The 13,491-nt window shown below is 73.8% G+C and carries 10 protein-coding genes; 5 read left to right on the forward strand and 5 right to left on the reverse strand.

All coding sequences use genetic code 11. The annotated features are described in order from the left end of the window. Positions 1-93: 93 nt before the first annotated feature. On the reverse strand, positions 94-1,332 hold the full coding sequence (locus ABS735_RS32245; protein WP_373901597.1) for a M20 family metallopeptidase: 1,239 nt from the start codon (positions 1,330-1,332) through the stop codon (positions 94-96). Positions 1,333-1,703: 371 nt separating this feature from the next. On the opposite strand from ABS735_RS32245, the gene ABS735_RS32250 reads away from it, so the two are divergent. Beyond that, entirely contained in the window at positions 1,704-2,150 is a 447-nt protein-coding gene (locus ABS735_RS32250) for an ALF repeat-containing protein (RefSeq protein ID WP_373901596.1), read from the forward strand. Positions 2,151-2,230: 80 nt separating this feature from the next. Here the strand turns inward: ABS735_RS32250 and ABS735_RS32255 are convergent, their stop codons facing one another. The 4 genes from ABS735_RS32255 to ABS735_RS32270 all read right to left on the reverse strand — a co-directional run bounded on the left by ABS735_RS32255 (position 2,231) and on the right by ABS735_RS32270 (position 7,079). Then, the gene (locus tag ABS735_RS32255; RefSeq protein ID WP_373901595.1) at positions 2,231-3,301 is read right to left on the reverse strand and encodes a hypothetical protein; all 1,071 of its coding nucleotides are present in this window, start codon (positions 3,299-3,301) and stop codon (positions 2,231-2,233) included. 43 nt (positions 3,302-3,344) lie between these two features. Beyond that, on the reverse strand, positions 3,345-4,283 hold the full coding sequence (locus ABS735_RS32260) for an N-acetylneuraminate synthase family protein (protein WP_373901594.1): 939 nt from the start codon (positions 4,281-4,283) through the stop codon (positions 3,345-3,347). A 13-nt stretch (positions 4,284-4,296) separates the two neighbouring features. After that, positions 4,297-5,583 carry a cytidylyltransferase domain-containing protein gene (locus tag ABS735_RS32265; protein ID WP_373901593.1) on the reverse strand — a complete coding sequence of 429 codons (1,287 nt, stop codon included), beginning with the start codon at positions 5,581-5,583 and terminating at the stop codon, positions 4,297-4,299. 95 nt (positions 5,584-5,678) lie between these two features. Further along, positions 5,679-7,079 (reverse strand): DUF6716 putative glycosyltransferase, encoded by a 1,401-nt coding sequence (locus ABS735_RS32270; protein WP_373901592.1) that lies wholly within the window; start codon positions 7,077-7,079, stop codon positions 5,679-5,681. Positions 7,080-7,277: 198 nt separating this feature from the next. Between ABS735_RS32270 and ABS735_RS32275 the strand changes: the two genes are divergently transcribed. From ABS735_RS32275 to ABS735_RS32290, 4 genes are all read left to right on the forward strand, one after another. Then, positions 7,278-8,267 carry a glycosyltransferase family 2 protein gene (locus ABS735_RS32275; protein WP_373901591.1) on the forward strand — a complete coding sequence of 330 codons (990 nt, stop codon included), beginning with the start codon at positions 7,278-7,280 and terminating at the stop codon, positions 8,265-8,267. After that, positions 8,264-9,646 (forward strand): polysialyltransferase family glycosyltransferase, encoded by a 1,383-nt coding sequence (locus tag ABS735_RS32280; protein ID WP_373901590.1) that lies wholly within the window; start codon positions 8,264-8,266, stop codon positions 9,644-9,646. Before ABS735_RS32275 ends, ABS735_RS32280 begins: the two co-directional genes overlap by 4 nt. Before the next feature lie 246 nt (positions 9,647-9,892). Then, on the forward strand, positions 9,893-11,167 hold the full coding sequence (locus ABS735_RS32285) for a hypothetical protein (RefSeq protein ID WP_373901589.1): 1,275 nt from the start codon (positions 9,893-9,895) through the stop codon (positions 11,165-11,167). Continuing rightward, positions 11,164-13,419 (forward strand): polysaccharide pyruvyl transferase family protein, encoded by a 2,256-nt coding sequence (locus tag ABS735_RS32290; RefSeq protein ID WP_373901588.1) that lies wholly within the window; start codon positions 11,164-11,166, stop codon positions 13,417-13,419. The genes ABS735_RS32285 and ABS735_RS32290 overlap by 4 nt, the downstream gene beginning before the upstream one ends. Positions 13,420-13,491: the final 72 nt, after the last annotated feature.

Raw genomic sequence — 13,491 nt, forward strand, 5'->3', positions numbered from 1 at the left:
AAACTCCTGGGAACGGGGTTGCGCGGCGCCGTTATCCATTCGTGCCGCTGGCCGGTTACCGCCCTGTTAACGACCGGATCGAAGGGGGACTTTCTACTGCACCGCGTCGATGAGCGCCGCCGCGGTGAACATCTCCACGCCGACCGTGATGGCGTGCTCGTCCACGTCGAAGTCGCCCTGGTGGAGGTCGCGGACCGTGCGTTCGCCGGGTGTGCGGACGCCGAGGCGGGCCATGGCGCCGGGCACGTGCTCCAGGTACCAGGAGAAGTCCTCGCCGCCGAGGCTCTGCTCGGTGCTCTCGACGGCGTCGGTGCCGCGCCGGGCGACCATGGCGGCCTGGAGCAGTTCGGTGCTGGTGACCTCGTTGACGACCGGAGGGACGCCGCGGACGTAGGTGATCTCGGACTTGGCCCGGTACAGGTTGGCGATCTCGTCGATGGCGCCCATCACCAGGTCGGGCGCCTGCCGCCAGGCGTCGAGGTCGAGGCAGCGCACGGTGCCGGCGAGTTCGGCGTGCTGCGGGATGACGTTCGGGGCGTGGCCGGACTCGATCCGCCCCCAGGTCAGGGCGAGCCCGCTGCGGCTGTCCACGCGCCGGGCGACGAGCGAGGGCACGTCGGTGGCCACGCGGGCGGCGGCGGTGACCAGGTCGGTGGTGAGGTGCGGGCGGGCGGTGTGGCCGCCGGGGCCGTTCAGGGCGATTTCCATGCGGTCGCAGGCGGAGGTGATGGGGCCGACCCTGAGCCCGATCTTCCCGGCGTCCACGCGGGGGTCGCAGTGCACGGCCAGGATGCGGCGCACCCCGTCGAGCGCGCCGCCCTCGATGGCGTCGGCGGCGCCGCCGGGCAGGACCTCCTCGGCCGGCTGGAAGACCAGCCGCACGGGCCGGGGCAGCAGGCCCTGCTCGTGCAGGGCGGCGAGCACGAGGCCGGTGCCGAGGACGACGGTGGTGTGCACGTCGTGCCCGCAGGCGTGGGCGCGGTCGGGCACCTGCGAGCGGTAGGCGCAGTCGGTCTTGCTGTCGGGGATGGGCAGGGCGTCGATGTCGGCCCGCAGGGCGAGCATGCGCGGCCCGCCGGACCACTGTCCCGAGTCGGTGCCGGTGCCGATGTCGCAGACGAGCCCGGTGCCGATGGGCAGCACGCGCGGCTTGAGTCCGGCCCGCTCCAGCCGTTCCTTGATCGCGGCGGTGGTGCGGAACTCCTGGTTGCCCAGCTCGGGGTGCATGTGCAGGTCGCGGCGGAAGGCCACGAGCTCCGCGCGCAGCGCGTCCGGCAAGGTGCCGGGGAGCACGGCTTCACCGGGAGTGTCGGCCTCGGACTCTGGGGACATCAACACGTTCACCCTTTGCAGCGTAGGGCGCCCGAGCGACCGGTGGACCCACGATCAACAAAAATTCAGCCCGTTAGGGGAAGAAAACTCGGCCGCCCTACGCATAGCCACTGTCTTGCCTGGGTAAAATCGTCCGCCTTTCGAGCCACGTCGATCATGAGAGATCCACCGGGAGCGGCACGCACCGCCCGGTGGCACCCGCTCGATGTACAGGTACCACGCAACGACCGCCCCACGCGCCGCCCGGCCGTGAGGACGGCGGCAATGAAGGGCCCGTGAAGACTGCGTGGTTCTGCAGTGATCCGGCCCGCCGCGCCTTGGAACGATGCGACGACGGCACAACGCGACTACGACACAAGGTGGTTGTTTCCGTGAGACTGACTCGCGCGACGCTCGCTCTGGCCGCCGGCGCCCTCGCACCGGCCCTGCTCCTCTCCACACCCTCCCTCGCCGCCGGCGCGGCGCCGTCGACCGCCGCGGTGGTGTCGGACGCGGGTTCCGCCTACGACGAGACGGACGTCGACGACCTGCGCGTGGCCATCGCCAGGATTCTCGCCGACCCCGACAGCGGCCGACGCGTGACGCGCGAGGCCGGCGAGCTCCTCGACGACGGCACCGTGGAGCAGATGCGCGCCTGGCTGAAGACCGGCTACCGCCTCGCACAGGCCGAGGACGACCGCGTCGCCATCTTCCGCATACTCGGCGACCCCGACATCAGCGACGCCCTGCGCGCGGCGGCGAGCGGGGCCCTGGACGACGGCACCCCGGAAGCGCTGCGTCACTTCCTCGAGGTCGGGCGGTACGAGGTCGACGCATAGGGCCTGTCACTCGGGTGCGGTGACGCGCGGATGACCGACGAGCCCGCCCGCGACCGGGGCGGAGGCCTGTCCGGCCTACCTCACGTCGCGCCGCCCGCCACCGCCGACAGCCGGTGCACGTCCCGTGCCGAGCCGGTGACGCCGCTCAGGAAGCCGCGGGCCCGCGGTGAGGCCGACTCGGTGAGCCAGGCCGGGTCGATGTCGCAGACGGCGACGCGGACCTCGGTGCCGGCGAGGGCCAGCGGCAGGGTGTGGACGACGGTGGAGGGGAAGCTGAGGACGGTGCGGCCGACCGGGCCGCGGCGGGCGATCAGCTCCAGCGGGAGGTCGGGGCGCACGATCTGCAGGCCCGTCTCCACGGCCAGCCGGTGCAGCTTCTCGGCGCTCTCGCGGCGGTGGGCGAAGTAGCGGGCGGCCCCGTGGGTCTTGGCCAGGCCGCGTACGGCGGCCACGTAGCGGTCGGCGTCGACTACGCCGGTCTCGACCAGGGAGGTGCCGACCATGTCGGCGCCCTTGGTGATGCGGGGCGGGCCGAAGCGGTCCCTGGTCCAGGCGAAGTCGTTCGCGGTGACGGTGACGCCTTCGGGGACGTCCTCGATGGGCATGGAGGAGAAGACCGAGACCTGGCGGTCCGGGGTCGGGGTGAGGCGGTGGCGGGCGGACCGGGAGACGGGGGCGAAGAGCAGGTCGCGCGGTCCTGGGCGGCTGCCCTTGCGGTGCCAGCGCACCAGGCGTTCGCCGTGGGCCAGCTGGGTGACGAACTCCATCGTGGCCGTGCCGTCGTCCACGACGACCAGGTCGTGGGCGCGGGTGATGGTGAGGAGCAGTTGTACGTAGCGGGAGAAGGGGTCGCCCAGCACGATCCGTTCCGCCTGACGCAGCAAGGTCGTCAGGCCGCCGATCGTGCGGAAGGGGGCCGTGGCACCGCCGCGCGCCTCCTCCCAGCGGATCTCGTGGCCCTCCTTGCGGGCCAGTTCCGCCATGCGGCGCAGCTGGCCGCGGGTCATCGGGTCGACGGGCGAGAGGACCACGAGGGTGAGCTCCGCGCCGGGTGCGCGGGTGTGCGCCCACTCCAGCACGTTCAGCAGTTGTACCGGGCTCTCGACGAAGGCGAGAGTGCGGGGGCCGGCGTTCCCGGCGCGGGGGCTCATCGGTGTGGGACCGTCCCGTGGTGAGTGACTCGGTGGGCGGTGGTCAGACGGTGACGGGCTCGCCCGCGGCGGCGGCGATCTCCGCCTCGGCGACGACGCCGGGGACGCGGCGCAGCTTCTTCATCGGGCCCAGCTCGGAGTCGTAGACCTTCTTGACGCCGTCGCCGAGGGAGGCCTCGATGGTGCGGATGTCGCGCACCAGCCGGGTCAGGCCCTGCGGCTCGACGGAGGCGGCCTGGTCGGAGCCCCACATGGCGCGGTCGAGGGTGATGTGGCGCTCGACGAAGGTGGCGCCGAGGGCGACCGCGGCCAGCGTGGTCTGCAGGCCGGTCTCGTGGCCGGAGTAGCCGATCGGGACGTTCGGGTACTCCTGCTGGAGGGTGTTGATGACGCGGAGGTTGAGCTCCTCGGCCTGCGCCGGGTACGTCGAGGTGGCGTGGCACATGAGGATGTTGTCGCTGCCGAGGACCTCGACCGCGTGACGGATCTGGCGAGGGGTGGACATCCCCGTCGAGAGGATGACCGTACGGCCCGTGGCGCGCAGGGCGCGCAGCAGCTCGTCGTCGGTCAGCGAGGCGGAGGCGACCTTGTGGGCGGGGACGTCGAACTTCTCCAGGAAGGCGACGGCCTCGGTGTCCCACGGGGAGGCGAACCAGTCGATGTTCTTCGTCTTGCAGTACTCGTCGATCTGCCGGTACTCGTCCTCGCCGAACTCCACGCGGTGGCGGTAGTCGATGTACGTCATCCGGCCCCAGGGGGTGTCACGCTCGATGTCCCACTGGTCGCGCGGGGTGCAGATCTCGGGGGTGCGCTTCTGGAACTTGACGGCGTCGCAGCCGGCCTCGGCGGCGGCGTCGATCAGCTTGAAGGCGTTCTCCAGCTCGCCGTTGTGGTTGATGCCGATCTCACCGGTGACGTAGACGGGGCGGCCGGGGCCGGCCTCGCGGGTGCCGAAGGTGCGGATGCGGGAGTTGGTGCTCATGGCTGGGGATTCCTTACTTGGACTGGGTGAGCGTGGGGGATTCGAGGGAGTCGGGGGTATCGGTGGGGCCGAGGGCGTCGAGTGAGGGGCCCAGGAGCCAGGTCGCGATCTCCCGTACGGCGCCTTCGCCGCCGGGGACGGTGGTGACCGCGCGGGCCGCGCCGCGTACGGCGTCGTGGGCGCTGGCGACCGCCACGGGCCAGCCGACGAGGGCGAAGCACGGGAGGTCGTTGACGTCGTTGCCGACGTAGAGGACGCGGTCGGGCGCGATGCCCTGTTCCTCGCACCACTGCTTGAGGGCGAGGTCCTTGCGGTCGATGCCGTGCAGCACGGGGAGCCTGAGCTTGTGTGCGCGGGCGGCGACGACCGGGTTCACCTCCGTGGACAGGATCAGCATCGTCAGGCCGCTGCGGCGCAGGGCGGCGATGCCGAGTCCGTCGCCGCGGTGCACGGAGACGAACTCCCGTCCGTCGGAGTCGATCAGCACCCGGTCGTCGGTCTGGGTGCCGTCGAAGTCGAGGACTACGGCGTCGATGTCGGCCGCGGTCGGAAGGGCGCCGGGCCTGGCGGCGTCGAAGTGCGGGGCCAGGGCGCGGGCGCGGGCCAGGTCGTGCGGGTCGTCGATCTCCAGGACGCGGGCCGGGTCGGTGCGGACCAGTTCGGTGCGGCCGAAGAAGCGGTGCCGGTGCTTGCGGAAGCCGGGGGCGGCCATGGCGTAGGCGGCGCCGGTCTCCAGCAGGTCCTGGGGCCGGTCCTGGCGGCGGGGGCGGTACGCCTTGTCGTGGTTGACGCCGTGGCCGCCGTCGGCCCCGCCCGTCTCGTCGGCGCCGTCCCGCCAGACGAAGCCGTGGAAGGGGGCGACGGTGACGGCCGTGTCCGCGCCGTCCTCGACGACCGCGCCGGCCACCCCGTCGATGTCCTCGCGGACCAGGAAGGGGCTGGTGCACTGGACGAGCAGGACCGCGTCGACGGCGGCGCCGTGCAGGGCCTCGTGGGTGTCCATCGCGTGCAGTACGGCGGCCTCGGAGGTGGCCGTGTCCCCGGCGATGGCGGCGGGCCGCAGTACGACCTCGGCGCCGGCCTCGCGGGCCGCCGCGGCGATGGCGTGGTCGTCGGTGGAGACGACGACGTCCGTCACGAGGCGGGCGGCCAGGCACTCGCGCACCGCGCGGACCACCAGGGGGACGCCGCCGACGGGGGCGAGGTTCTTCGCGGGCACTCCCTTGGAGCCGCCGCGCGCGGGAATCACGGCGAGCACCCGGCGCACCGAAGCGCCCTGGCCCGCTTCCGGGTTGGACATGGGATCTGCTCCTTGCGCAGGTGTCGCGGGCGCCGCGGACGCGGGCGGGACCGCGGGGGTCTCGGGTATCGGGGCGGGCCGGGGTGCCGGGGCGGTCACAGCTCCCCCATCCGCCGGATCACCGGGGCGACCCGCTGCACGCCGTGCCGGTACGCCCCGCGAGCCGCGCGGCGCACGACCTGCCGGACGGGGCCGGGGGACTTGTCGGCGGCCGGCGCGCCGGGCAGCGGGGTGCCGTCGGGGGCGAGGTGGTGGCGGGCGAGGATGCCGGGGAGGTAACCGGGCGCGGTGACGAGGGTGTAGTAGGGGGCGAGCGGGGGCAGGCCGCCGGGCCGGGCCAGCAGGGCGGCGATGCGCTCACGGGCCTCGTCGAAGGCGGTCTCGTAGCCGCCGTCCGCCGCCACACCCTGCCGGGCGACCCACTCGGGGTCGGGCGCCGGGCGGTGGCCCGCGTCGAGCTGGTCCCAGGAGGCGAGGCAGCCGGAGCCCACGAAGTGGTGGTTGCCCAGCGCCTCGCGCACGCCCAGGTCGGTCAGGACGACCGTGGGGACACTGCGGTGCAGGGATTCGAGGGCCGCCGTGGAGCTGACGGTGACCAGCAGGTCGGTGCGGTCGAGGACCTCGCCCATGTGCCCGTAGACCAGACGGAAGTTGGCCGGCGGGTCGGCCCGCTGCACCAGCTTCTGGTAGGGCAGTTCCTCGATGTGCGTGGTGTGTTCGCCGGGCTTGGAGCGCAGCTTGAGCAGCACCTCGCGCTCGGGGTGCAGACGGGCGTGCCGGATCAGCCGTTCGAGGAGGTACGTACGGTCCTTGCGGCTGTCCGGCACGGAGGGCTGGGCGGCGAACACGACCGTGTAGGGGCGGCCCCCGCCTCCCTCTGGAGCCTCGCCTCCCTCCGGCGCCTCGCCTCCCTCCGGCATCTCGCCGTCCACGCCGCCCGGCTCACCGGCGTAGGCGGCCCCGCCCAGGAAGGGCAGGGCGACCTCGGTCACCGCGGCGGCGTCGGCGCCCACCCCCTCGTACACGGCGCGGAAACGGTCCGCGTCCTGGCGGGAGTTGGCGAGGACGAGGTCGGCGCCGTGGCGCAGCAGCAGGCCGTCGGCGAGCTTCTCGTAGACGACGCCGACGTATCCGGTGACGACCACGGGCCGCTCGGCGCGGTCCTGCCAGACGCGGCCGAGCCCGTGCAGCATCGCCTGGACCCCGCCGCCGACCAGGGCGAGGACCAGGACGTCGTACGACTCCTCGCCCCGCGCCCCTTCCATGGCGCGCAGGAACTCGACGGCGGTCACCTCGCGGAGCGAGTCCGCGCTGACGCCGACTTCCCGCAGCTGGCGGGCGGTGGGGGTGGCTCGGCCGCGCAGGAGGTAGCCGTCGAGGTGGATCTCCGTGTCCCCGGGGCGGACGCGGGTCGCGGTGAGCGCGCCCCATTTCCACCGGGTGTCGGAGTCCGCCAGGACGGCGACTCTGAGGGCCTTCGTTGCACTTGCTGGCACGTCGTAGACGCTAGGAAGCGATTCCTAGGAACCGCCCAACCGGAATCCAACAAATGGTGAACAGCACATCGACGAATGGGGAATCGGGCCGCCGGGGGCGCGGAAAAGTGTCCGCTTCACCGCTTCGCCACGGCGCGTTCACCCGGAATCAAGGAACCGGTAAAGCCGGATGCCGGACCGTCGCATAACGTCGCTCACGTGCCCAAGCTCTCCGTCATCGTGCCGTTCTACAACGTGCGGCAATACGCCCCAGACACCCTGCGGAGTCTGCGCGCCAACGCGCGGGACGACTTCGAGTTCATTCTCGTCGACGACTGCTCCACCGACGGGACCGCGGACCTCCTCGCGCGCGCGGAGCGCGAGCTGCCGGGGGCGGTGCTGGTCATACACGAGAAGAACGGTGGCCTGGCGACGGCCCGCAACACCGGCATCGACCGGGCGCGCGGCGAGTACGTCACCTTCCTGGACGGCGACGACTGGCTGGCGCCCGGCCACTGCGCCGCCCTGGTGGCCGCGATCGAGAGGCTGGACGTCGACTTCGTGCGCACCGACCACGTGCAGTGCACGGGACGCAACCGCACCCTGCACCGGGTCCCGCACGGCCGCCGCAACACGGCCCTGCGCCCGCGCGACGCGATCCTGCCCGCGCACCGCACCACCTCCGTCGACTACGCCTACGCGTGGGCGGGCGTCTACCACCGCCGGCTGGCCGAGCGCGGTCTGCTGCACTTCACCGACGGGCTGCGCACGGCCGAGGACCGGCCGTGGATCTGGAAGCTGCACCGGGAGGCGGAGTCCTTCGCGGTGACCGGGCTGCTCGGCGTGTTCTACCGGCGCGGGGTGGCGTCCTCGCTCACCCAGATCGGTGACGTGCGTCAACTGGACTTCATCCGCGCCTTCGACGAGGTGCTCGCGGGGGCGGCCGGGGACCCGGACGCCGCGCGGCTGGTGCCGAAGGCGGTCCGCACGTACTGCGCGATCATCTCCCACCACATCGGTTCCATCGAGCGGTTCGAGCCCGCCGTCGCCCGGATACTGAAGGAGCGGAGCGCGGCGGCGCTGCGGCGGATGCCGCAGGGCGCGCTCGACGAGGTGCTCGACACGATGGACGCCGATCGTGCCACGCGGTTGCGCAGGCTGCGCCGGCGCGCGGCCTCGGTCCGGCCGGCCGAGGGGGCGGCGGCATGACCACACAGATCTTCCTGGCGTCGACGCTGTACGGCACGGCCACGCTCGCCGCGGCCGTGGACTCCGGCTGCTTCGACGCGGCCGACCGGCGGATCCTGCTGGTCACCAACAACGCGGCGACGCCCGAGACGACGCCGTCCCTGGACGCGATGCCGGGGTTCGAGCGGCTGCGGGGCCGGTTCGACGACGTGGTGTCGTGGAACGAGGCGATCTTCCCCTTCCATCCCGGCGACTGGTCGCCCCGCGCCGGGGACGTGCCGCTGTGGGAACGGCACCTGCGGCTGGCCTGGGGGCTCGGCGACGACGACGTGGCACTGACCGTGGAGTCGATCCAGGTGCCGCCGGCGCTCGGCGTGGCGCAGATCTTCACCGACGCGCCCCTGACCGTGTACGCGGACGGCCTGATGAGCTACGGCCCCACCCGCACCAAGCTCGCCCCGCTGGTCGGCACGCGCGTGGAGCGGCTGCTCCACCTGGACCTGGTGCCGGGGCTCACGCCGCTGCTGCTGACGGAGTTCGGCGTCGAGCCCGAGATCGTGCCGTCCGCGGCGTTCACCAAGGTGCTGGCCGAGCTGGCGGACACCGACACCGTCACCAGCACCAGCACCAGCACCAGCACCGACACCGACACCGGTGCCGGGCTGCCGGACGCGGAGCGGCCGGCGGTGCTGCTCGGCCAGTACCTGTCGGCCCTGGGCATCCTCCGTGCCGAGGAGGAGGAAGACCTGCACGTGCGGATGCTGACCGGCGTCGCCGCACTCGGGCACACGCGCGTGCTGTTCAAGACGCACCCCACGGCCCCGGCCCGCTTCACCCGGGTCCTGGAGCGGGAGGCCGATCGGCTCGGGGTCGACCTCACCGTGGTGGAGACGCCGGTCCTGGCCGAGGTGCTGTTCCAGCGGACGCGCCCGGCGCTGGTCGTGGGCTGCTTCTCGACGGCCCTGCTGACCGCGTCCGTCCTGTACGGCCTGCCGGTCGCCCGGGTCGGCACCGAGACGCTGCTTGACCGGCTGACGCCGTACGAGAACAGCAACCGCGTGCCCGCCACCCTCGTGGACGCCCTCCTGCCGGACCTGTCGGACCCGGCCGCCGTCGCGGAGGGGCGGCGGGACGTGGACGCCGACGAGCTCGCCGCGCTGGTGCGGGCCGTCGGGTTCGCGATGCAGCCGAAGGTCCTGCCGGAGCTGCGGCCGGCGGCGGAGGCGTATCTGCGCGCCCACCTGGACGCCCGCACCTGGCGGTACTTCAAGAAGCGCAGGCTGACCTCCCTGGGCCTGCCGGGCGGTATCCCGGCCCGGCTGGGCTTCCTGCCGCACAACTCCACGGCACGCAGGGTCGTACGCCGGGCACGTGCGATCCGGCGCTCGATCGGGCGGTGACGACCGGCCGGCGCCCACCGGAAGGCGGGTGACGACCGGAAGACCGCCCACCGGAAAGCGGGTGACGACCGGAAGACCGCCCACCGGAAAGCGGGTGACGACCGGAAGACCGCCCACCGGAAAGCGGGTGGCGACCGGACGGCCGCCCACCGGAGGGCGAGTGTTCACCCGCCGTCCGCCCGGACGCCACCCGCGGACCGTCGCTCTGGGGCACATTCGGCCTCCGGTCGGAGAACGGTGGAACGCGTGACGAAGCCCCTGGCGGGATTGTTCAAGGCACGGCAGAAGGAGGCCGCCGGACGGGCCCCGTACGCCCGGAGTATGCGCCTGTGCGGCGAGCACCTCGCCGCACAGGAGCCCGGGGCCGCCGGGGCGAGCGGCCCGCAGGTCCGTCTGACCCGGGCGATCGGTGCCTTCGCGGCCTCCCTCGACAGTCCCTCGGCGGACCCCTTCGACGCCCTGCTCCAGGTCGGCGAGCGCGCGCTGGAGGCGGGTGGGGAGCAGGGTCTCGGCCTCGCGCTGGGACTGGCCGAGTCGGCGGCCGGGATCCGGCAGCGGTCCAAGGGGGCGTGGCGGCTGCGCGGCCTGGCCCTGGACGGGCTGGGCCGCGGCGACGAGGCCCTGGAGTGCTACGAGCGCTACGCCGCGCTGCTGCCCGACGGCCGCCCGGCGCCCGAGGTCGCCCGCAGGACGGCCACCCTGCGCCGCCGCCGGGAGTGCCTGGAGGCGGCCGTCGAGCTCTTCCCCGGGGAGGGCTCCGACCTGCGGGAACTGCTCCAGGAGCCCACCGCGACCACCGCGGTCCTCGCGCCCCGCTTCGACGCGTACGTGCGGGCGGGCGTGGCCGGGCACGGCGCGGGCGATCCCGCGGTACGGCGCCTCCTCGCGCTGTACGGCTCCTACCGGCGGCTCGTCGAACGGGACCGGGCGCCCGACCCGCTGCTGGGCGGCAGCACCCCGGTCGACGTCGGCGGGCTGCGGGCCCTGGTCGCGGGGCGGACGGTGTGCGTCGTCGCGAACGCCGGTGACGTCGCCGGGAGCACGCTGGGCGCCGAGATCGACGGCTACGACCTGGTGGTGCGCTGCGACTCCTTCCGCCTCCGCGCCGAGGGCACCGGCGGGCGCACCGGCCTGCACGCCGTCACCCTGCGGGGCGACACCCCGTGGGACGGGCCGGCCTGGACGCAGCGGGCCGGTGTCCGGCTGGTGTTCGGCGACCCGGTCGCCGGCTGGCGCCGCGCCCTCCGGGAGCGGCTCGTGCCCGGCGCTCAGGACCACGTCACGGACGCCTCGCTGCGCCGTCCGCTGAGCGACCCGGCGCTGCTGGGCGAGGACGGCTGGGGCGCGGCGACGACCACGGCCTTCACCGTGCTCCGGCTCCTGGACTTCCTGGACGCGAGCCCCCGCCTCGACCTCGTCGGCTTCACCCCGCCCGGCCGGCTGCGGCCCCGGGAGGCCGAGTGGGTCGGGGAGCGCGCGACGCACGTCGACGACAGCAAGATGAGGATCGCCCTGCGATGACCCACCCCTCCGCCTCCGCCGCCTCCTTCGCGGACGACCGGAGCGCCGTCACCGGCAGACGCCGGATCGCCTTCGCCGTCCACACCGACGAGGAGGGCCTGCCCGGCGTGTCCGTACTGGTCCGCAGCCTGGCGCTGACCAACCCGGGGGTGTGCGAGGACTTCGTGGTCCTCCACCCCGGCCTGCCGGACTCCGCGTTCGACGCGCTGCGCCGGCTGCACCCGCGCGTCGTGACGCGCCGGGCCGAGGACCGCGGCGCCGTCTTCCGGCTGGAGGGGTACGACACCGTCGTCGCCCTCGGTGCCGGGACGGTCGTCCTGGGCGACCTCGGCGAGCTGCTGCGGATGCGGTACGGCGTGGGTGCCGTGCCGCAGGTGCTGTGCGCCGGGGAGAGCGGGGAGCGGCGGGCGGTACTGCCGGACGGCCTGTTCGTGATCCAGTGCGCCGACGTGGACGACGCCCTGGCCGACCGGCTCCGCGACCCGGACGGCGCGGACCCGGTGACCGACGGCGGCGTGACACCGCTCGACGCGCGCTACGACTTCCTCGCCCGCCGGCTGTACGACGACCTGCCGGTGCCCGCCTCGGTCGCCGTGCTGCGCTTCACGGGACCGGTCGACAGGCCGGGGTACGGTCCGGCCGCCGAGGCGTGGCGCCGTTTCGAGCTGAGCGACGAGGAGTTCCGGGCCGCGTACCGCGCCCTGCCCGGCGGCAAGCACCCCGACCTGCTGGCGCACCTCGCGCCGCCGCTGCTCAGGGCACGGCCCTCGCTGGACCTCGCCCGCACGGTCGCCGACGTGTACCGCGGGCAGGGCCGCTACGACGAGGCCGTGGACGTTCTCGCCCCGGTCGTGGCGGACCGGCTGGACGCGCCGCGCTGCCACGAGACGCTGGGCGTCTGCCTGATGGCGCTGTCGCGCTACGACGAGGCCGAGGCGCACCTGCTGCTGGCGGCCGCCTCCCCCGACCTCGCACCGCGCGCCTTCGCACAGCTGGCCCGGCTGGCCTGGCTGTGCGGGCGGGATGGGGACGCACACGCCTACGCCCGCGAGGGCCTGGCCGCCGACCCCACGGACGCGGGCTGCCACGCCTGGTACGCCCGCACCCGTCCGGACGTCCCCGAGCCGCGGCGGCCCGACGGCGCCGCCGCCGAACAGCTGGCGCACGTGGCGCTGTTCGCGGAGGGCCGGGAGAACGCCGGGGACCGGGTCCTGCCCGAGGCGGTGCGTCTGTGCTTCGGCGCGGACACCGGCCCCCGCCGCTGGTACCCGCAGCCGGTGCACCGGCTGGTCGACGAGGCGGCGCTGGAGGAGCTGAACGCGCGGCGCGGGGTGATCGTGGGCGGCGGCGGGCTCTTCCTGCCGGACACCTCGCCCAACGGCAACAGCCACTGGCAGTGGAACGTCCCGGACGAGCTGCTGGCCCGCGTCACCGCGCCGCTGGCGGTGTTCGCGGTCGGCTACAACGTGTTCGACGGGCAGCGCTACCGGCGGGGCCGGTTCGCCGAGAGCCTGCGGGCCCTCGTCGAGCGGTCGGCGTTCTTCGGGCTGCGCAACCACGGTTCGATCGAGCGGGTCCGTGAGCTGCTCCCCGCCTCGCTGCGCGACCGGGTGCGCTACCAGCCGTGCCCGACCACGGTCGCCCGGCACCTGGTCCCGAGGTGGACGGATCCGGCCGAGCGGTCCGACACCGTCCTGGTGAACTGCGCCTACGACCGCGCGGGTCTGCGCTTCGGGCACGACTACGGCCACTTCCTCGCCCAGCTGGCCACCGCGCTGCGCGCCCTGCGGGACCGGGCGGACGTCCGGTACGCGGCCCACATGCCGGCCGACGAGCGCTTCGTGCACGACCTGCGCCGCGAGCACGGCATCGCGCTGCCCGTCGAGCAGCTCTACGACCTGCCGAACGACACGATCCGCGACCTGTACCGGCGTGCGCGGCTGGTGATCGGGATGCGCGGGCACGCCGGGATGATCCCCTTCGGCTGCGGAACACCGATCCTGAGCCTGGTGTCCCATCCGAAGCTCGCCTACTTCCTGTCGGACATCGGGCGCCCGGAGTGGGGGCTGTCGGTGCACGACCGGCAGCTGGGCCCGCGGCTCGCGGAGCGGGCGTCCGCGCTGCTCGACGACCACGCGGCGGCGGTGGCCGACGTGCACGGCGCGCAGGAACTCCTGTGGAAGACGACCCGGTCGAACATCGGGGAACTGCGGGACACGTTCGGTCTCGGGAGAACCCCGGAACAGGCCTGAAACACCAAGAATTCACTTCCACTGCGAACGGAGTTCGCCTTTCCGAGCCCGCTCGGTCACCGCCGGATCCGG

The sequence above is a fragment of the Streptomyces sp. MMCC 100 genome, from assembly GCF_041538145.2.
Lineage (GTDB): Bacteria > Actinomycetota > Actinomycetes > Streptomycetales > Streptomycetaceae > Streptomyces.

What these genes read in the sequence shown, in the direction of transcription:
- ABS735_RS32245 (WP_373901597.1), bottom strand. Translation starts at nt 1,332, where the DNA reads ATGTCCCCAGAGTCCGAGGCCGACACTCCCGGTGAAGCCGTGCTCCCC.
- ABS735_RS32255 (WP_373901595.1), bottom strand. Translation starts at nt 3,301, where the DNA reads ATGAGCCCCCGCGCCGGGAACGCCGGCCCCCGCACTCTCGCCTTCGTC.
- ABS735_RS32260 (WP_373901594.1), bottom strand. Translation starts at nt 4,283, where the DNA reads ATGAGCACCAACTCCCGCATCCGCACCTTCGGCACCCGCGAGGCCGGC.
- ABS735_RS32265 (WP_373901593.1), bottom strand. Translation starts at nt 5,583, where the DNA reads ATGTCCAACCCGGAAGCGGGCCAGGGCGCTTCGGTGCGCCGGGTGCTC.
- ABS735_RS32280 (WP_373901590.1), top strand. Translation starts at nt 8,264, where the DNA reads ATGACCACACAGATCTTCCTGGCGTCGACGCTGTACGGCACGGCCACG.
- ABS735_RS32290 (WP_373901588.1), top strand. Translation starts at nt 11,164, where the DNA reads ATGACCCACCCCTCCGCCTCCGCCGCCTCCTTCGCGGACGACCGGAGC.